Origin of the sequence: Acidovorax sp. PRC11, assembly GCF_031844105.1 — a bacterium.
GTDB lineage: Bacteria > Pseudomonadota > Gammaproteobacteria > Burkholderiales > Burkholderiaceae_C > Paracidovorax.
The window spans coordinates 17195-35877 of sequence record NZ_JAUZUQ010000022.1; the positions used below are offsets into that span (position 1 = coordinate 17195).

The window sequence follows — 18683 nt, forward strand, 5'->3', positions numbered from 1 at the left end:
CTACCTCAACCGCGGCTGCACGATGATCTTCACCGCCGACTCGTTGTTGTGGATCAGCGTGTCGAACCCCTTCGCCACCAGGTCCTCCAGCTGGATGCGCTGGGTGATGAAGGGCTCCAGGTCGATCTTGCCCTGCTCGACGAGTTTGATGGTTTCCTGGTGGTCGTTGCAGTAGGCGATGGTGCCGCGCACGTCCAGTTCCTTCATCACCACGCTGTGGACGTTGATGGTGGCCGGGTGGCTCCAGATGGAGACGATCACCACCACGCCCGTGGGCTTGGTCACGGCCACGAGGGTGTCGAGCACCTGGTTGACGCTGGAGCATTCGAACGCCACGTCCACGCCCTTGCCGCCGGTGAGCCGCATCACCTCGGCCACCACGTCCACCTCGGAGGGGTCGAGGATGTGGTCGGCCACGCCGGATTCACGGGCCTTCTGCTTTCGCTTGGCGCTCAGTTCGGTGACGATCACGGTGAGGCCCTTGGCCTTCAGGATGGCGGACAGCAGCAGGCCGATCGGGCCGGCGCCGCCCACCAGCGCCACGTCGCCCGCCTTCGCGCCGCTGCGGGTGTAGGCATGGTGGCCCACCGAGAGCGGTTCGATCAGCGCGGCCTGGTCCAGCGGGATCGCATCGGAGATGGGATGCACCCAGCGGCGCTTCACGGCGATCCGCTCGGACAGCCCCCCGCCCCGCCCGCCCAGGCCGATGAAGTTCATGTTCTTCGACAGGTGGTAATGGTCGCCCGGCCCCGTGGGCACGTCGTCGGCGACGATGTACGGCTCCACCACGACGTGCTGGCCGACCTGGATGTCCGTCACCCCTTCGCCCACGGCATAGACCACGCCGGAGAACTCGTGCCCCATGGTGACGGGTGCCGACTCGCCCGAAATGGGGTGCGGGTGGCCGCAGGGCGGGATGAAGATCGGCCCTTCCATGAACTCGTGCAGGTCGGTGCCGCAGATGCCGCACCAGGCGACCTCGATGCCCACGGTGCCGGGCTCCACCACGGGTTCGGGAATGTCTTCGATGCGGATGTCGCCGCGGGCGTGGAAACGTGCTGCTTTCATGGTTCGGCTTTCTGGTCTTTGATGGGGGGATTCGATGGGACGGACAGTTCCTCCCATCTTGGTCCGAGGGGCGCGCGTCGCCTTTGCTTCAGCGCAAGTGATGCACCCGCTGCAGGCCATAGACCTGCACGGGCAGGCCTTCCTGGCGCGCCTTGAGCTGCAGCGCCAGGTACAGCGAGTAGTGGCGCGACTGGTGCAGGTTGCCGCCGTGGAACCACAGCGCCTGCTGCTGCGTGGGCTTCCACATGTTGCGCTGCTCGCCCTCCCACGGCCCCGGGTCCTTGGTGGTGTCGGAGCCCAGGCCCCACACTTTCCCCACCTTGTCCGCCACCTCCTGGCTGATCAGGTCGGCCACCCAGCCGTTCATCGAGCCGTAGCCGGTGGCATAGACCACCAGGTCCGCCGGCAGTTCGGTGCCATCCTCCAGCACCACGGCGTTTTCCGAGAGGTGGCTGATCTCCTTGCCCGCCTGCAGCTTGATGCTGCCGTCGATCACCAGGTCGCAGGCGCCCACGTCGATGTAGTAGCCCGAGGCGCGGCGCAGGTACTTCATGAACAGGCCCGAGCCGTCGTCGCCGAAGTCCAGCATGAAGCCGGTCGCCTCCAGCTGGCGGTAGAACTCCGCGTCGCGCTCGCGGATGCGGTCGTACACCGGCACCTGGAAGTCGGCCATGATCCGGTAGGGCAGCGAGGCGAAGGTCAGGTCGGCCTTCTTGGTCGTCATGCCGCCGGCCACGGCGCGCTCCGAGTACAGATCGCCCAGGCCGATCTCCATCAGCGAGTCGGAGCGCACGATGTGCGTGGACGAGCGCTGCACCATGGTCACGTCGGCGCCGTGCTCCCACAGGGCCGCGCAGATGTCGTGCGCGGAGTTGTTGGCGCCGATCACGACCACCTTCTTGCCGGCATAGCTGTCCGGGCCGTGGTGCTGGGACGAGTGCTGCTGCTCGCCCCGGAAGACGTCCTGGCCCCGGATCTTCGGCACGTTGGCCTTGCCCGACATGCCGGTGGCGAAGACGACGTGCTTCGGGCGCAGCACCAGCGTCTCGCCACCGCGCTCCACGGTGACTTCCCACTCCTGCCGGTCCTCATCGAAGCGCGCGTTCAGGCAGTTGGTGGACGGCCAGTAGTTCACCTCCATCACCCGGGTGTACATCTCCAGCCAGTCGCCGATCTTGTCCTTGGGCGCGAACACGGGCCAGTTGTCCGGGAAGGGCAGGTACGGCAGGTGGTCGTACCAGACCGGATCGTGCAGGCACAGCGATTTGTAGCGGTTGCGCCACTGGTCGCCGGGGCGGGCCTGGCGGTCGATGACGATGTGCGACACCCCCAGCTGGCGCAGCCGAGCGCCCAGCGCGATGCCGCCCTGCCCTCCGCCGATGACCAGCACGAAGGGCTGCTTCTCGCGGCCCAGTTCCCCGGCCTCCTGCTGCCGGCGCTCCTGCCAGGTCTGCCGGCCGCGCCGGATGCCGTGCTCGGCCCCCATCGGGCGGCGCGTGCCCAGCGGTTCCTCGTGTCCCTTCAGCTCCTGGGCGGTGGTCAGCAGCGTCCAGATGCGTCCGTCCCGGATGCGGACATGGCCGCCACCCCGGGCGTGCCGCGTCTCGGCCACGATCCAGGCGGACACCACGCCGTCGGCCTCCTCCACCGTCTCGCGCTCGTCCAGCGACAGGTGAACGGGTGCGGCGGCGTCCAGCTGCGCGGCCAGCATGTCGGCGATCTGCTCCTGCCCCTCCAGGGTCTTGATGTTCCAGGTCAGCAGGACGAGGTCGCGCCAATAGCACTCATCGGCGAACAGCCGGCTCGCGGCCGCGAAGTCGCGGTCCGCCAGTGCACGGTTGAGTCGGTCGAGCAGCGCCTGCGCGCGGGCTGCAGCCGTCGTATCGGTCATGGTTGTCTCCTTGGATGGTGGTCGTGCCCGCTGGTTTTTCTCCGGGCTGCAGGGCTCAAGGCAACCGCCGTGCCAGGCATGCGGCGCCCTGCCGGCCTGCACCGAAAGCCAGGCAAATCAAGGGGTTGCAGCGCACCCCTGGTGCAAACCCTTCCAGCGCCCGGCCGGCAGACCGGGGCGGCCGGGCGCGACAGGTGGCGCACCGTGCGACACCTGTCGCATTCCGCGTGCTGCAGCGCAGCAGTTGCAATGGGTAAATCTCGATGGGCGCGGCATGGCCCCGGGCACACAATCTCCTTCGGCACGTTCCACGACCGCATCGACTCCACGCCATGCCTCTGCAGTCCTACGCCTCGCACGTCCAGGAAATCGAAGCCTTCGGCCTGGGCTATTCCGCACGCGGGCAGGACCGCGACCGCGCCGTGCTGCGCAGCTGGCGCCGCTGCATCGACCACCACCGGCTCGACCCGGCGCAGACCAGCGAAGCCCACATCGTTCCCGAGGGCGAGCTGCGCGCGCACCGCGAGGAATCCGAGCCGCTGATCCACATCGCCCGCCATGCGCTGGAGCGGCTCTACCAGCAGCTCAAGGGGCTGGATTACGTGCTGCTGCTGGCCGACCGGCACGGCGTGGCCGTGGACTTCCTGGGGCACGAGGCCGACGCCGGCGATCTGCGCCGCGCCGGCCTGTACCTGGGCGCGCAATGGCGCGAGGAGCATTCGGGCACCTCGGCCGTGGGAGCCTGCCTGGCAACGGGCGAGGCGCTGACCGTGCACCAGAGCGACCATTTCGATTTCACCCACACCGGGCTGTCGTGCACGGCAGCACCCATCTACGACCTGCGCGGCGAACTCGCGGCGGTGCTCGACCTGTCGCTGCTGCGCTCACCCGCCGAGCGGGCCAGCCAGAACCTGGCGCACCACCTCGTCGTGGCCGCGGCGCGGCGCGTGGAGCAGGCCAACCTGATGGCGCAGTCCGGCCAGGACTGGGTGGTGCGCCTGGCGCAGTCGCCCGATTTCCTCGATGTCGATCCCGACGCCTCCATCAGCGTGGACGCGCGTGGCCGCATCCGCGCCATGACCCACGCGGGCGCCCGCCTGCTCACCGCCGCCGCGCAGCGGAGCTGGGACCAGCGCCGGTCGCTCATCGGCCAGCCGCTGGAGCGCTTCTTCGACGTGGACCTGCGCCACCTGCCCGAGCTGCGCCGCCACCGTCCCGCGCAGGAACGCATCGTCCGCGCCCGCGACGGCAGCATCCTTTTCGCGCACGCCATGGAGCCGCAGCGCGGGACGACGCGCGGCCAGCGTGCGCAGGGTGCGGCAGCCATCCAGGCCACGCCCCCGCTGCCTGCGGCGCTGCAGGCGCTGGACACGGGCGATGCCACGCTGCAGGCGCTGCTGCGCAAGGCCGCGCGGCTCGCGCCGCAGACGTTGCCGATCCTGGTGCAGGGGGAGACCGGTGCCGGCAAGGAATACCTGGCCCGCGCGCTGCATGCCGCCAGCGGCCGCAGCGGCGCCTTCATCGCGATCAACTGCGCAGCCATTCCCGAGGCGCTGCTGGAGAGCGAGCTGTTCGGCTACCTGCCCGGGACCTGGACCGGCGCCAACGCCAAGGGCCGCGAGGGCCTGATCGCCGCGGCGCACGAAGGCACGCTGTTCCTCGACGAGATCGGCGACATGCCGCCGGCACTGCAGGCCAAGCTGCTGCGGGTGCTCTCCGAATCCGAAATCACCCCGCTGGGCGCCCGCGCCCCGCGGGCCGTGTCCGTGCGCTGCATCTCCGCCTCGCACCGGCCGCTGGCCGAACTGGTGCGGCGCGGCAGCTTCCGCGAGGATCTGCTCTACCGCTTGAACGCGGCCGAACTGGCATTGCCCGCACTACGCCAGCGCAGCGACCTGCAGGCCCTGGCCGACCGGATGCTGGCCCCGCTGGGCCGCCATCTGCGCCTGGGCGATGCCGCCCGCGCCGTGCTGGCCGCGCACGCCTGGCCCGGCAACCTGCGCGAATTGCACAATGCGCTGCGCTACGCCGCGGCCCTGTGCGGGCAGGAGGGCGACGGCACGATCGAGCCCGAACACCTGCCCGATGCACTGCAGCAGCGCGCGCCGCCCTCCGCCGACGCAGCAGCCCTGCCCCCCCAGTCCGCGGCACAGGCGCTGGAACAACTGCTGGCGCAGTGCCAGGGCAACGTCTCCGAGGCGGCACGCCGGCTCGGCGTCAGCCGTTCCACCATCCACCGCCGCATCCAGCAGCTCCAGCTCGGTGTGCGGCATGCGCGATGGCGCGGGCCCTAGTGCGGCGGTATCCCCGCCCGGTCAGGCCCCCGGGGACGTCGCTCGCCACTGCGACTGGGACGCGGCCTTGCGCACGGCCGAGGGCCCGCCGCCCGTCCAGCGGCGCACGGCGCGGCGCAGGCTGCGGGCGCTGGAGTAACCGGCCTGCGCCGCCACGTCCTCCATGGAAACGTCCGAACCGCGGACCAGCGCCAGCGTACGGCGGCGTTGCTCATCGGCCACCAGGGTCCGGTAGCCGATCCCCTTTTCAGACAGCCTGCGCCGCAGCGACCGCTCGCTGAGGTTCAGGGCCGCCGCCACCGCCCCGAGCGGCGGGGCGGCCGTCGGGGAGCGGCGGATGATCTGCGCCACGGCAGCGTCCAGATCGCACCAGGCGCGGCTGCCGGGGTCCTCGCGCAGCAGTTCGCGCATCCGCGCCAGCACGCTGGGTTCCGCGGTCAGGATGGGACATGGCTGGGGCGCGAAGATCAGCCGGTTCGCCGGCGCATCGAACGCCACGGGGGCGCCGAAGAACTGTTCGTATGCAGGCACGGCGCCGGCCTGCGGCAGGGCCAGTTCCACCCCCAGGACCTGGCAATCAGCTCCGAAGACCTGGCGGGTGAAACGGTGGAGGGATGCGAGCGTGCTGAGGACCAGGAACGGCTCCAGTACCGGGTCGTCGAACCGCGCCCGCGCCTCCACGCTGAAATGCCGCTCCGTGGAATCGCACAGGAGTTCCAGAGGCGAACCCGCAGCGCGCTGGAATTCGACCAGGAAGCGGAACATGTCGTGCGAATGGGCGCTCGCCATCATGCCCAGGCCCACCTTGCCCAGCGACACGAGATTCAACAGGCTCCCCCATTCGAGCCCCTCCAGGGGACTCGGCGGGATCTGCCAGAAACGATAGGCCACCTCCTGGCATTGGTGGTAGGACACGAGCAGTCCGGGCGCATCCAGATCGGCCTGCATCAGGCCCAGGCCCCGCAGCAGCCGCTGCGGCGAGAGCCCCTTCGCGTCCGCCCTCGACAGCATCTGCCGTATGAAGACCGGCGCCATATCGGCACGGTGGATGTTGGCCGCAGGCCTCCCGACCTCGAATGCGCAGCCCTCTCTATTGTCAGTTGACCCAGCTTTTGTCATAGGAAGACATTTTTCCTATTTTTAGCATTTCTCAAAGCCCTTCAAGGGCTCATGGCATGTTGGCGAACTTGACATTGGCCGGTCATGTACCGCTTATACGTCAGTGCTGTCCTACATTCCGGACCGGCTGACCTTAAGCTGAGACCGAGCACCGTTGATCCAGCGGTATGGGAAACCTGGGGAGCGAAAGCCTCCCCGCAGGTGAGACGGGAACGAAAGGTGTGAGGGCTTTATGACCGCAGAGAGGCAGACGCTGCCATGGCTCGCCGCGCCTGCGGTGGGCGCACTGGGTGCCGCAGCCGCCCTGATTCTCTCGTCCGGCTCGCTCGCCGGTGTGCTGTGCGCGGTCGCGCTGGCAGCCTGCGGCGCCCTGGGCGGGTGGTTCACCCGCCGGAGCACGGGTCGGAAGACGCCGGAGGATCTCCACGCCCTGCTCGCGGGCTTCGAGACCTTCAGCGGCGATGTCGCTCCCGTCTGGGCAAGGCAGATCGAATCCTCCCGCGGCCAGATGGAGGAAGCCATCGCGGCACTCAGTGCGCGGTTCGCCAACATCGTGCAGCAGCTCGCGCGCACGCTGGACCAGTCCGGCGGCAACGGCACCGGCGCGCAGGATGCGGCGGCGGCCTCGGTCTACTCCCACAGCCAGCAGCAGCTGCAGCAGCTCATCGCATCGCTGCGTGACGCCATGGAAGGCAAGGCCGAAATGCTGTCGCAGATCGAGAACCTGCAGCGGTTCGTGGGCGAGCTGCAGGACATGGCCGAAGGCGTGTCCCGCATCGCGCAGCAGACCAACCTGCTGGCGATCAACGCGACGATCGAGGCCGCCCACGCCGGTGAGCGCGGCCGCGGCTTCGCGCAGGTGGCGCAGGAAGTCCGCGTCCTGTCGCGGCTGTCGGGCGAAACCGGGCAGAACATCACCCGCAAGGTCAGTGCGATCCATGCCGCCATCGACGCGACCCGCTCCGCCGCGCAGGTCTCGCAGCGGCAGGAAACCGTGGTGCTGGCCGACTCCGAGAACCGCATCGCCCAGGTGCTCGACCAGTTCCAGAACCTCACGGCGGACCTCGCGCAATCCGCCGACCTGCTGCGCAACGAAAGCCGGCAGATCCAGGCCGAAGTGAACGACTCTCTGGTGCAGCTGCAGTTCCAGGACCGCGTGAGCCAGGTCCTGACCCACGTGCGCGACAACATCGGCCGCATGCCCGAGGTGGTGCGCGAGCACCACGCGCGTTGCGCGCAGGAGGGCCGGCTGGAGCCCCTGCAGTCCGCCGCGCTCCTGCAGGAACTCGAAGCCACCTATGCGATGGCCGGCGAGCGCGCGGTGCACCGGGCCGGCGCGGCACCGCCGGACACCGCTGCCCCGGGCCAGGCACGGGCACAGGCACAGCCTGCGCCCCCGCCACAGCACGAAGAAATCACTTTTTTCTGAATTTCCCCTGAAGGACACCCATGGCGAAGACCATTCTGATCGTGGACGACTCCGCCTCCGTGCGCTCGGTCGTCGGCATTGCGCTCCGGGGCGCGGGCTACGACGTCCTCGAGGGCCGCGACGGCCTTGACGCACTCGCCCGCCTCACCGGCCAGAAGGTGCACCTGATCATCAGCGACGTGAACATGCCGAACATGGACGGCATCACCTTCCTCAAGACCGTGAAGGCGATGCCGGCCTACCGCTTCACGCCGGTGATCATGCTGACCACCGAGAACCAGGAAGCCAAGAAGCGCGAAGGCCAGCTGGCCGGGGCCAAGGCCTGGGTGGTGAAGCCCTTCCAGCCGCCCACGCTGCTGTCGGCCGTCGAGAAGCTGGTGCTGCCATGACCTCGGCCCTCACCACGCTGGCACTGGATGGCGAGCTCACCATCTACCGGGCGGCGGAGATACGCACCGGCCTGCTCGCAGCACGCTCCGACAGCCCCGAGGGCCTCGAAATCGACCTGGCGGGCGTGACCGAGATCGACAGCGCGGGCGTGCAACTGCTCATGGCGGCGTGCCGCGACGCGCGGGCCCACGGCCAGCCCCTGCGCATCACCGGCTGCAATGCGGTGGTGGCGGAGGTCTTCGACCTCTTCGATCTGTCCGGCTTCTTCGGCGAGGCCCTCACCCCCGCCACGCCGCTCCAGGAAAGCACGCCATGAACATGGAACAGGCCCTGCAGGCCTTCATCGCGGAAAGCGGCGAACTGCTCGAAGACATGGAGCGCGTGCTGCTCGGCGTGCTCCAGGAAGACGATCCGTCGGATGCGGTGAACGCCATCTTCCGGGCCGCCCACACGATCAAGGGATCGGCAGGCCTGTTCGGCCTGGATTTCATCGTGGATTTCACGCACGTGGCGGAAAGCGTGCTGGACAAGGTGCGCGACGGCGCCATCGTGCTCGACGAATCGGTGGTGGCGCTGCTGCTCGCCTGCGGTGACCACACTGGCCGCCTCGTGGCTGCCGCAGCCGCCGGCCAGACCGAAGCCGATGCGCAGCTGCTGGCCGACGCACAGCCGCTGCTGGAAGGGCTGAACCACCTGCTGGCGGACGCGTCCGGTGGCCTCCAGGCCGCCGCCACCGCCCACGCCGCGCCGGATGCGATGGCCGCGATGCCGGCGGGCGGCTCGCCGCCCCCGCTGCAGGCCCTGCCCGCCGGCCGCGCGCCGGACCACTGGCACATCTCGCTGCGCTTCGGCAAGGACGTGCTGCGCAACGGCATGGACCCGATCTCCTTCCTGCGCTACCTGAACAAGCTCGGAACGATCACGGCCATCGCCGCGCTGCCCGACGAACTGCCCGGGCTGGCGGAAATGGACGCGGAGTCCTGCTATCTCGGCTTCGAGATCGCCCTGCGCAGCAACGCGACCAAGGCCGCCATCGAAGGCACGTTCGAATTCGTGCTGGACGACTGCGTCGTGCACATCCTGCCGCCGGACAGCGAAGTCTCGCGCTACATCGACCTGATCGACGCCCTGGGCCCGCGCAGCGACGACGGCACGCTGCGGCTCGGCGAAATCCTCGTGCACTGCGGCAGCCTGACGCGGCGCGAACTGAATGAGGCGCTGCAGTTGCAGCACAGCGGCGCGGCCGAACCGCTCGGCCAGTTGCTCGTGGAGCAGCGGCGCGTGCAGCAGCCGGTGGTGGAGGCGGCGCTGGTGCGCCAGAAGCAGATCAAGGACACCCGCAGCGCCGACCACCAGTCGGTGCGCGTGGATGCAGAAAAGCTCGACCGGCTGGTGGACCTGGTGGGAGAGCTGATCACCGCCACCGCCACGGCGACCCAGGCGGGCCGCCATGTGCAGAACGTGGCCCTGCAGGAAGCGCACTCCACGCTCAACGGCCTGGTGCAGGAGATCCGCGACAGCGCCCTGCAGCTGCGCATGGTGCGCATCGGGGCCACGTTCAACCGCTTCCAGCGCATGGTGCACGACGTCTCGCGCGAGATCGGCAAGGACATCGTCCTGCAGGTGCGCGGCGAAGACACCGAACTCGACAAGACCGTCATCGAGAAGATCGCCGATCCGCTGACGCACCTGGTGCGCAACAGCATGGACCACGGCATCGAGCCGGCCGCGGTGCGCGCGGAGCGCGGCAAGCCCGCGTGGGGCACGGTGTCGCTCAACGCCTACCACGACTCGGGCAGCATCGTGATCGAGGTGGGCGACGACGGCGGCGGGCTATCGCGCGAGCGCATCCTCGCGAAGGCGGTGGAGCGGGGCCTCGTCGACGCCGGCAAGACGCTGACGGACGAAGAGGTCTACAACCTGGTCTTCGAACCCGGCTTCTCGACGGCCGAACAGATCACCAACCTCTCCGGCCGGGGCGTGGGCATGGACGTGGTGAAGCGCAACATCACGGCCCTGCGGGGCACCGTGACGCTCGACAGCCGCCCGGGTCTCGGCACCAAGACCACCGTGCGGCTGCCCCTGACGCTGGCCATCATCAACGGATTCCAGGTGGCCGTGGGGCGGTCCGTGTTCGTGCTGCCACTCGAAGCGATCGAGGAGTGCATCGAGTTCCGCGAGGACTCCGGCCACGACTACACGGAGCTGCGCGGGCGTGTCCTGCCGTTCATCCGCCTGCGCACGCTGTTCCACGTGCCGGGCGCGGCCGGGTCGCGCCAGAGCATCGTGGTCGTGCGCGAAGGCTCCCAGCGCTTCGGACTGATCGTGGACCGCCTCCTGGGCGAAGCGCAGGCCGTGATCAAGCCGCTGGCGCAGATGTTCGCCCATCTCCAGGGCATCAGCGGCTCCAGCATCCTGGGCACGGGCGAGGTGGCGCTGATCCTCGACATCCCGGCACTCGCGGCCCGCGCCGTGGCCGTGCAGCGCTCCGCCGCGGATGCCGTGCGCACCGCGCCGCACTGACCCCACGGGCACGACCCCAAAAACCGCCACCGAAGGCTCTCCCATGTTCAAGAATCTCAAAGTCGCGACCAGGCTCTACGCGGGCTTCGCGACCATCCTCGCCATCCTGCTCATCCTGAGCAGCGTGGCGTACGTCAACTTCGGCGCCGTCACCGACGCCAACCGCTGGAACGTCCACACCTATGAAGTGATGTCCGAAGTGGACAACGTGCTCACGGCCCTGGTGAACATCGAGACGGGAGAGCGCGGGTTCGCGCTGACGGGCGAGGACGCCTTCCTCGATCCGTACCGGGCCGGCCTCGCGAGCTTCAAGCAGCACATGGACAAGGCCCGGGACCTGACGGCCGACAACCCGAAGCAGCAGGAGCGGCTCGCCAAAGTGCAGGCCGCCCACGACGATTGGGTGGCCCGGGTGCTGGAGTCGGAGATCACCCTGCGCCGCGCGGTGACCGACGGCAAGGCATCCATGGACGCCGTGGTGGCCAGCGTGAGCGCGGCCAAGGGCAAGCAGGACATGGACCGCATGCGCGACCTGCTCGGCCAGGCCCGCAACGCAGAAAGCGAACTGCTGGTCGTGCGCACCCGGGAAGCGGAATCCAAGCACGCCGCCACCAAGGCGGTGCTCATCTTCGGCAGCGTGCTGGCCGCCGCGCTGGCGGCCATCATCGGCCTGGTGATCGTGCGCAACCTGCAACGTGTGCTGGGCGGCGAGCCCGCCTATGCCGCCGAGGTGCTGCAGCAGGTGGCGAAGGGCGATTTCACCGTGCAGGTCGCCACCCTGCCGGGCGACCGCAGCAGCATGCTGCACACCGTCAAGGAGATGGTGCGCATGTCGGGCGAGAGCGTCAACGACGTGGTGCGCGTGATGGGCGCCGTCGCCCAGGGCGACCTCACCCAGACCATCACCGCCGACTACCAGGGCGCCTTCGGCCAGATGAAGGAATACGTCAACAAGACGGTGGCGAGCCTCTCGGACATCGTGGCCGAAGTGAATGGCGGCGCGGAAGCGTTGGCGGGCGCTTCCGAGGAAGTGAGCGCCACGGCGCAGTCGCTGAGCCAGGCCGCCAGCGAGCAGGCCGCCGGCGTCGAGGAAACCAGCGCTTCGCTCGAGCAGATGACCGCCTCGATCTCGCAGAACACCGAGAACGCCAAGCTCACCGACAGCATGGCCACCAAGGCCGCCCACGAGGCCACCGAGGGCGGCGAGGCCGTCAAGGCCACCGTCGCGGCCATGAAGCAGATCGCCCAGAAGATCAACATCATCGACGACATCGCCTACCAGACCAACCTGCTGGCCCTGAACGCCGCCATCGAGGCCGCGCGGGCCGGCGAGCATGGCAAGGGCTTCGCCGTGGTGGCGGCCGAAGTGCGCAAGCTCGCCGAACGCAGCCAGGTCGCCGCCCAGGAGATCGGCGACGTGGCCAGCTCCAGCGTGGAACTGGCCGAGCGCGCCGGCACCCTCCTCGGCGAGATGGTGCCCAGCATCCGCAAGACCTCCGACCTCGTGCAGGAGATCACCGCGGCGAGCGAGGAGCAATCCTCCGGCGTGGGCCAGATCAATGCGGCCGTGGGCCAGCTGAGCCAGACCACGCAGCAGAACGCCTCCAGCTCCGAGGAACTCGCCGCCACCGCCGAGGAAATGAGCAGCCAGGCCGAGCAGCTGCAGCAGACCATGGGCTTCTTCAAGCTGGAAGCCAGCGCCCCGGCAAGGGCGACGGCAGCCCACGCCCCGGGCAGGAACCGCCTGGCCCGAAAGCAGGCACCGGCCCGCAAGGCCATGGCCAGCCTGCCCCGCGCGGAAGACATGGATGAATCCCAGTTCGCCCGCTACTGACCTATCCCGAGGCGCGCGTGCCATGTAGCGCTCCTGACACTGCTTTTCCATCCGCGACGACCTCGCAACACTTCACCGGAGGCCATCCATGTTCCGCCAAATGAAACTAGCCACCAAGCTCTTCGGAGCCTTCTCCATCGTGCTGGCCCTGATGGTCGGATTGGGCGTGTACGCCATCAACCAGTTGGCCACGGTGAACCGCTCCACCGAGGACATCGCGACCAACTGGCTGCCGAGCGTCAGGATGATCATGCTGTCCAAGTCGAACATCAACCGCGTGCGGGTGCTGGAGATGCGGGCCATCATGAGTGCCGGGACCGCGGAGGCGCGCGATGCGATGAAGGAGGCCACCGAGCGCATCGCGGGCACCCGCAAGCTCTGGGAGGACTACAGCAAGCTGGTGAGCTCCCCGGAAGAAAAGCGGATGTTCGACCAGGCGAAGGACGCCATGGAGGTCATGTACGCGGAGCACGACAAGCTGGCCGCGTTCATCCAGCAGAACAATCCGGAGGAAGCCCGGGCGGTGCTCGACGGCGAATCCCGCAAGGCCTACAACATCGTCCGCGGACTGTCGGACAAGCTCTCCGATCTGAACGTGGCGGGTGGCGACAAGGCCGCGGAAGGCGCCGCACTCACCTACACCCAGGCACGCACGCTCACCATCTCCATCCTCGGCGTCTGCGCCCTGCTGGCGCTCATCCTGGCGTTCCTGATCACCCGTTCGCTGGTCAAGCAGTTGGGCGGCGAACCCGCCTACGTGGCGGAGATCGCGACCAGCGTCTCCAACGGCGACCTGTCGCTGCAGATCGCAGCCAAGCCCGGCGACGACAGCAGCGTGCTGGCCGCCATGAAGAACATGGTGGACAAGCTCTCCCGCGTGGTGGCCGACGTCAACAGCGGTGCGGAGTCGCTGGCCGGCGCTTCCGAGGAGGTGAGCGCCACGGCGCAGTCGCTGAGCCAGGCCGCCAGCGAGCAGGCCGCCGGCGTCGAGGAAACCAGCGCTTCGCTCGAGCAGATGACCGCCTCGATCTCGCAGAACACCGAGAACGCCAAGCTCACCGACAGCATGGCCACCAAGGCCGCCCACGAGGCCACCGAGGGCGGCGAGGCCGTCAAGGCCACCGTCGCGGCCATGAAGCAGATCGCCCAGAAGATCAACATCATCGACGACATCGCCTACCAGACCAACCTGCTGGCCCTGAACGCCGCCATCGAGGCCGCGCGTGCCGGCGAGCACGGCAAGGGCTTCGCCGTGGTGGCGGCCGAAGTGCGCAAGCTCGCCGAACGCAGCCAGGTCGCCGCCCAGGAGATCGGCGACGTGGCCAGCTCCAGCGTGGAACTGGCCGAGCGCGCCGGCACCCTCCTCGGCGAGATGGTGCCCAGCATCCGCAAGACCTCCGACCTCGTGCAGGAGATCACCGCGGCGAGCGAGGAGCAATCCTCCGGCGTGGGCCAGATCAATGCGGCCGTGGGCCAGCTGAGCCAGACCACGCAGCAGAACGCCTCCAGCTCCGAGGAACTCGCCGCCACCGCCGAGGAAATGAGCAGCCAGGCCGAGCAGCTGCAGCAGGCGATGAGCTTCTTCAAGCTGGCCGGTGCGGCACCGGTGCGTTCGGCGGCCGGCAGCGCTCGCAGCACGTCTTCCAGGAAGCCCCTGCAGTCCCGCAAGGCGAGCGCCAGCCTGGCGCTGGCAGGCGCCACGGGCTCCGAGGGCATCGACGAATCCCAGTTCGCCCGCTACTGACCGGCCAGGAAGATCCGCATGCGCAATCCCACCCATGCCACCGCCGCCCAGGACGACCCGGATGCGGCCGCCACCGACGCCGCGCAGTACCTGACCTTCCAGCTCGGCGGCGAGATGTTCGCCATCGGCATCCTCGCGATCAAGGAGATCATCGAGTACCGCGATCCGACCTCCGTGCCCATGATGCCCCGCTCCGTGCGCGGGGTGATCAACCTGCGCGGGGCCGTCGTGCCCGTGATCGACCTGCAGGCGCACTTCGGCGGCGAGCCCGCCGCGGTGGGCAAGCGCACCTGCATCGTGATCGTCGAGGTGAAGACCGGCGACGAGCGGCAGGTGATCGGCGCCGTCGTCGATGCCGTGAACGAAGTCATCGACATCGGCGCCGCCGACATCGAGCCGCCACCCGCCTTCGGCGCACGCATCCGGGCGGATTTCATCCAGGGCATGGGCAAGGTCCGCGGGCGCCTCGTCGTGCTGCTGGACCTGGACCGGGCCCTGTCCGAGCAGGGGCTCGCCGAGTTCGCACGGCCGCCGTCCGGCGAGGCCGACACCCCCGGCACGGCCACGCCCTCCCCGGGACACTGACCGCCTTCCGCACGCACCGCCCACCGGACGTCTTCCCAAGCTCGCATGCACCACGCGCCACGCAACGCCACTCCCGACGGAGGCCCGGCATGACTGCAGCTCCACCTTGCGAGCAGGATCCGGACGCGCCTGCCGCCGCCCGGTCGATCCTGGTCATCGACGACAGCGAAGTGCAGCGGCGGCATGCCGTCCGGCTCTGCTTCGAACTGGGCGCCCTGGAAGTGCACGAGGCATGCCACGGGCGCCAGGCGCTCGAGGTGCTCGCACGGCTGTCGGCACTGCCGAGCCTCATCATCGTAGACCTCGAAATGCCCGAGATGGACGGCATCGAACTCATCGAAGTCCTGCAGCAGCAGGGAGTTCGCATTCCCATCGTGCTGCTGTCCGGCCACGGCGACGCCCTGCTCGACTCGGTGCAGACCATGGGAGCCTCGGTGGTGCGCGGGCTGCGCAAGCCGCTGGAGCGCGCCGATCTGCAGGGGGTGCTGCGCGAGGTGCTTTCGCCCGCCGAGCCGGTGATCGAACGCCGCCGCGCACCCCACCTGCCGATCGATCCACCGATGCTCGTGGAAGCCCTGCGCTCCGGCGGCATCGTTCCGCACTTCCAGCCGAAGGTGGATACCCGCACCGGCCTGCTGCGCGGGGTCGAGGCCCTCGCGCGGTGGCAGCATCCCCTGCTGGGCATGGTGCCGCCGGACGAATTCATTCCCATGGCCGAGCGGATGGGGCTCATCCACGACCTCACCCGGACCATGGTGGAGCAGAGCTTCGCGCAGTGCGCCGCCTGGCAGTCGCGCGGCATGCGGCTCACGCTGGCCATCAACATGTCTCCGCAGCTGCTGGCGAACCCCGACATCTTCGGGGAGATCTGCGCGCAGCAGGTGCGCCACGGACTGTCGCCATCGCAGGTGGTGCTCGAAATCACCGAAGGGTCGATGGTGGAGACCAGCAGCGCCGCCCACAGTGCGCTGGTGCGCCTCCGCCTGCGGGGCTTCGGCCTCTCGATCGACGACTACGGCACCGGTTTTTCTTCGCTGCAGCAGCTCTCGCGCATCCCTTTCACCGAACTCAAGATCGACCGCTCGTTCGTGCACGGCGCCCACCGCCGCAAGAGCCTGCGGGTCATCCTCGAATCCGCCCTGGAGCTGGCGCGTCGGCTCCAGCTGTCCACCGTCGCCGAAGGGGTGGAGCATCTCGAAGACTGGCGGCTGCTGCAGGACTTCGGCTGCACCACCGCGCAGGGCTGGCTGATCGCCAAGGCGATGCCGCCGGAGGAACTGCCCGGCTGGAACCGGGCGCACGGGGCGCGCCTGGCGACGCTGCGCGCCGCTCCCTGAAGACCGCACGCGCATGCAGCACAGAACCCTCTCCGACCTGGAATTCGGCCATTTCCAGCGCTTCATCTTCGACGCCGCCGGCATCACGCTGTCTCCCGCGAAAAAAGCCCTCGTCTGTGGCCGGCTGGCCAAGCGCCTGCAGGCGACGCGGCTCGCGAACTATGCGGAGTACTTCGCACTCCTGCAGAGCGGCCGCGACCCCGGGGAGGTGCAGATGGCGATCGATCTGCTCACCACCAACGAAACCTATTTCTTCCGCGAATCCCGCCACTTCGAGCTGCTGCGCGCCGCCGCGATGGAGCATGGCCCCACCCCTTTCCGGGTCTGGAGCGCCGCCAGCTCCAGCGGCGAGGAGGCCTACAGCATCGCCATGGTGCTGGCGGACTGCCGCGCCGGCCAGCCGTTCGACATCGTCGGCACGGACATCAGCACCCGCATGGTGGAGAAGGCGCGCACCGGCCACTACCCCGAGCCGCGTGCCCGCCAGATCCCCCAGCCCTACCTGCGCCGGTTCTGCCTGAAGGGCCAGGGGCCGCAGGCGGGGACGATGCTGGTGGCGCGCGAGCTGCGGCAGAAGGTGCGGTTCCTGCACGCCAACCTGAACACGAAGCTCCCGGACCTGGGCAGCTTCGACGTGGTGTTCCTGCGCAACGTCATGATCTATTTCAACGGCGACACCAAGCGCGAAGTCGTCTCCCGCGTGGTCTCGCACATCCGGCCGGGCGGGTACCTCTACATCGGCCACTCGGAGAGCCTGCACGGCATCCACGCCACGATGGAGCAGCTCGCGCCATCGGTCTACCGCAAGCCATGACGGCGGGGCCCGCGCATGTCGGCAGCCGCCACGCCCATGGACGTGTTCCTCCAGCCGGGGGAATACTTCGTGGGTGACGCCAGCATGCGGCTGCGCACCATGCTGGGCTCCTGCGTCGCCATCACGCTGTGGCACCCTGCGCGCCACATCGGCGCCATGTCCCATTTCCTCCTGGCCGACCGCGGGCGCCGGCCCCGGCCCGGCGAGCTCGACGGGCGCTACGGCGACGAAGCGCTGGAACTCATGGTGCGGGGCCTGAAGCGCGAGCGCGTGAAACTCGCCGAGTGCGAGGCCAAGATCTTCGGCGGGGGCAACATGTTTCCCACGCACCCCCGCTCCGCGGCGGACTCCGTCGGCACGCGCAACGGCCACGCCGCGCGCGACCTGCTGGCCGGGCGCGGCATATCGGTCCGCGGCGAACACCTGTTCGGCGAAGGCCACCGGCAGGTGATATTCGATGTCGCCAGCGGCGCCGTCTGGGTCCGCCAGATCCAGCCCGCGGTGCTCCGCGCGAAGTGACCGGCGCGCCCCCACCGGAAACCCAGAGACGAGACCAGAGACCCATGAAACCCATCCAAGTCCTCATCGTGGACGATTCCGCGGTCGTGCGCCAGGTGCTCACCGGCCTGCTGACGGAGGCGCCCGGCATCCAGGTGCTGTACGCAGCCGCGGACCCGCTGCTCGCCATGGAGCGCATGAAGCAGCAGTGGCCCGACGTCATCCTGCTGGACGTCGAGATGCCGCGCATGGACGGCATCACCTTCCTGCGCAAGATCATGGCCGAGCGGCCCACGCCGGTCGTCATCTGCTCCACCCTCACGGAGAAAGGCGCGAAGACCACGATGGAGGCGCTCGCGGCCGGCGCGGTCTCCATCGTGACCAAGCCGCGCCTCGGGCTCAAGCAGTTCCTGAACGAGGCCGCCGACGAACTGGTGTCGACCGTGCGGGCCGCCGCGCGCGCCAACGTCCGGCGCCTGGCCCGGCAGCCCCTGGCGCCTGCCCTGGCGGCGCCCACGGGCAAGTTCACCGCCGACGCCATCCTGCCGCCCGGCGCCGGCCGCGCGATGTCGCAGACCACGGAGCGCGTCGTGGCCATCGGCACCTCCACCGGCGGCACGCAGGCGCTCGAAGAAGTGCTCACCGCCCTGCCCCGGGTGAGCCCCGGCATCGTCATCGTGCAGCACATGCCCGAGAAATTCACCGCCGCCTTCGCCAACCGCCTCGACGGCCTCTGCCGCATTTCCGTCAAGGAAGCCGAGAACAACGACCGCGTGGTGCCGGGCCGCGCGCTGATCGCGCCGGGCGGGCGCCACATGCTGCTGCGCCGCAGCGGCGCCCAGTACCACGTCGAGGTGGTCGACGGCCCCCTCGTGAACCGCCACCGCCCCTCCGTGGACGTGCTGTTCCGCTCCGTGGCCAAGTGCGCGGGCGCCAACGCCCACGGCATCATCATGACCGGCATGGGCGACGACGGCGCCGCGGGCCTGCTGGAGATGCACCAGGCGGGTGCCCGCACCACGGCGCAGGACGAGGACAGCTGCGTGGTCTTCGGCATGCCGAAAGAGGCGATCAAGCGCGGCGGGGTGGACAGGGTCCTGCCGCTGTCGGCGATCTGGCGGGAGATCGGCGTGGCGTAGAAGGCCGGCGCCACCCCG

At 69.2% G+C, this 18683-nt stretch carries 15 protein-coding genes; 12 read left to right on the top strand and 3 right to left on the bottom strand.

Features of this window, described 5'->3' with window-relative positions; genetic code table 11:
* Entirely contained in the window at positions 1-1068 is a 1068-nt protein-coding gene (locus Q9R47_RS20130; protein ID WP_311234890.1) for a 2,3-butanediol dehydrogenase, read from the bottom strand.
* Positions 1069-1156: 88 nt separating this feature from the next.
* Positions 1157-2959 carry an NAD(P)/FAD-dependent oxidoreductase gene (locus tag Q9R47_RS20135; RefSeq protein WP_311234891.1) on the bottom strand — a complete coding sequence of 601 codons (1803 nt, stop codon included), beginning with the start codon at positions 2957-2959 and terminating at the stop codon, positions 1157-1159.
* A gap of 332 nt (positions 2960-3291) precedes the next feature.
* Between Q9R47_RS20135 and Q9R47_RS20140 the strand changes: the two genes are divergently transcribed.
* Positions 3292-5253 (top strand): sigma-54-dependent Fis family transcriptional regulator, encoded by a 1962-nt coding sequence (locus Q9R47_RS20140; RefSeq protein WP_311234892.1) that lies wholly within the window; start codon positions 3292-3294, stop codon positions 5251-5253.
* Between the two features lie 21 nt (positions 5254-5274).
* On the opposite strand, the gene Q9R47_RS20145 is transcribed toward Q9R47_RS20140, so the two are convergent.
* Complete coding sequence (locus tag Q9R47_RS20145; RefSeq protein WP_311234893.1) at positions 5275-6288, bottom strand: AraC family transcriptional regulator ligand-binding domain-containing protein; 1014 nt, start codon at positions 6286-6288, stop codon at positions 5275-5277.
* Between the two features lie 316 nt (positions 6289-6604).
* Here Q9R47_RS20145 and Q9R47_RS20150 point away from each other — a divergent pair, with 316 nt between their 5' ends.
* From Q9R47_RS20150 to Q9R47_RS20200, 11 genes are all read left to right on the top strand, one after another.
* Positions 6605-7801: a methyl-accepting chemotaxis protein gene (locus tag Q9R47_RS20150; RefSeq protein WP_311234894.1), complete on the top strand. Its 1197-nt coding sequence runs from the start codon at positions 6605-6607 to the stop codon at positions 7799-7801.
* A gap of 20 nt (positions 7802-7821) precedes the next feature.
* Positions 7822-8190: a response regulator gene (locus tag Q9R47_RS20155; protein ID WP_311234895.1), complete on the top strand. Its 369-nt coding sequence runs from the start codon at positions 7822-7824 to the stop codon at positions 8188-8190.
* Positions 8187-8507: an STAS domain-containing protein gene (locus Q9R47_RS20160; RefSeq protein WP_311234896.1), complete on the top strand. Its 321-nt coding sequence runs from the start codon at positions 8187-8189 to the stop codon at positions 8505-8507. The genes Q9R47_RS20155 and Q9R47_RS20160 overlap by 4 nt, the downstream gene beginning before the upstream one ends.
* Complete coding sequence (locus tag Q9R47_RS20165; RefSeq protein WP_311234897.1) at positions 8504-10714, top strand: chemotaxis protein CheA; 2211 nt, start codon at positions 8504-8506, stop codon at positions 10712-10714. The genes Q9R47_RS20160 and Q9R47_RS20165 overlap by 4 nt, the downstream gene beginning before the upstream one ends.
* Before the next feature lie 43 nt (positions 10715-10757).
* The gene (locus tag Q9R47_RS20170) at positions 10758-12548 is read left to right on the top strand and encodes a CHASE3 domain-containing protein (RefSeq protein ID WP_311234898.1); all 1791 of its coding nucleotides are present in this window, start codon (positions 10758-10760) and stop codon (positions 12546-12548) included.
* Between the two features lie 88 nt (positions 12549-12636).
* Entirely contained in the window at positions 12637-14292 is a 1656-nt protein-coding gene (locus Q9R47_RS20175) for a methyl-accepting chemotaxis protein (RefSeq protein ID WP_311234899.1), read from the top strand.
* Between the two features lie 18 nt (positions 14293-14310).
* The gene (locus Q9R47_RS20180; RefSeq protein WP_311234900.1) at positions 14311-14877 is read left to right on the top strand and encodes a chemotaxis protein CheW; all 567 of its coding nucleotides are present in this window, start codon (positions 14311-14313) and stop codon (positions 14875-14877) included.
* Positions 14878-14966: 89 nt separating this feature from the next.
* Positions 14967-16214: an EAL domain-containing response regulator gene (locus Q9R47_RS20185; RefSeq protein ID WP_311234901.1), complete on the top strand. Its 1248-nt coding sequence runs from the start codon at positions 14967-14969 to the stop codon at positions 16212-16214.
* 13 nt (positions 16215-16227) lie between these two features.
* Positions 16228-17028 (top strand): CheR family methyltransferase, encoded by an 801-nt coding sequence (locus Q9R47_RS20190; RefSeq protein ID WP_311234902.1) that lies wholly within the window; start codon positions 16228-16230, stop codon positions 17026-17028.
* 15 nt (positions 17029-17043) lie between these two features.
* Positions 17044-17547 (top strand): chemotaxis protein CheD, encoded by a 504-nt coding sequence (locus Q9R47_RS20195; RefSeq protein WP_311234903.1) that lies wholly within the window; start codon positions 17044-17046, stop codon positions 17545-17547.
* A 44-nt stretch (positions 17548-17591) separates the two neighbouring features.
* Positions 17592-18665, top strand: coding sequence for a chemotaxis response regulator protein-glutamate methylesterase (locus Q9R47_RS20200; protein WP_311234904.1), 1074 nt, complete (start codon positions 17592-17594; stop codon positions 18663-18665).
* Positions 18666-18683: the final 18 nt, after the last annotated feature.

Bases quoted from the DNA above. Each gene is read 5' to 3' on its own strand.
- Q9R47_RS20130 (WP_311234890.1), bottom strand. From the start codon at position 1,068: ATGAAAGCAGCACGTTTCCACGCCCGCGGCGACATCCGCATCGAAGAC.
- Q9R47_RS20135 (WP_311234891.1), bottom strand. From the start codon at position 2,959: ATGACCGATACGACGGCTGCAGCCCGCGCGCAGGCGCTGCTCGACCGA.
- Q9R47_RS20140 (WP_311234892.1), top strand. From the start codon at position 3,292: ATGCCTCTGCAGTCCTACGCCTCGCACGTCCAGGAAATCGAAGCCTTC.
- Q9R47_RS20145 (WP_311234893.1), bottom strand. From the start codon at position 6,288: ATGGCGCCGGTCTTCATACGGCAGATGCTGTCGAGGGCGGACGCGAAG.
- Q9R47_RS20150 (WP_311234894.1), top strand. From the start codon at position 6,605: ATGACCGCAGAGAGGCAGACGCTGCCATGGCTCGCCGCGCCTGCGGTG.
- Q9R47_RS20155 (WP_311234895.1), top strand. From the start codon at position 7,822: ATGGCGAAGACCATTCTGATCGTGGACGACTCCGCCTCCGTGCGCTCG.
- Q9R47_RS20160 (WP_311234896.1), top strand. From the start codon at position 8,187: ATGACCTCGGCCCTCACCACGCTGGCACTGGATGGCGAGCTCACCATC.
- Q9R47_RS20165 (WP_311234897.1), top strand. From the start codon at position 8,504: ATGAACATGGAACAGGCCCTGCAGGCCTTCATCGCGGAAAGCGGCGAA.
- Q9R47_RS20170 (WP_311234898.1), top strand. From the start codon at position 10,758: ATGTTCAAGAATCTCAAAGTCGCGACCAGGCTCTACGCGGGCTTCGCG.
- Q9R47_RS20175 (WP_311234899.1), top strand. From the start codon at position 12,637: ATGTTCCGCCAAATGAAACTAGCCACCAAGCTCTTCGGAGCCTTCTCC.
- Q9R47_RS20180 (WP_311234900.1), top strand. From the start codon at position 14,311: ATGCGCAATCCCACCCATGCCACCGCCGCCCAGGACGACCCGGATGCG.
- Q9R47_RS20185 (WP_311234901.1), top strand. From the start codon at position 14,967: ATGACTGCAGCTCCACCTTGCGAGCAGGATCCGGACGCGCCTGCCGCC.
- Q9R47_RS20190 (WP_311234902.1), top strand. From the start codon at position 16,228: ATGCAGCACAGAACCCTCTCCGACCTGGAATTCGGCCATTTCCAGCGC.
- Q9R47_RS20195 (WP_311234903.1), top strand. From the start codon at position 17,044: ATGTCGGCAGCCGCCACGCCCATGGACGTGTTCCTCCAGCCGGGGGAA.
- Q9R47_RS20200 (WP_311234904.1), top strand. From the start codon at position 17,592: ATGAAACCCATCCAAGTCCTCATCGTGGACGATTCCGCGGTCGTGCGC.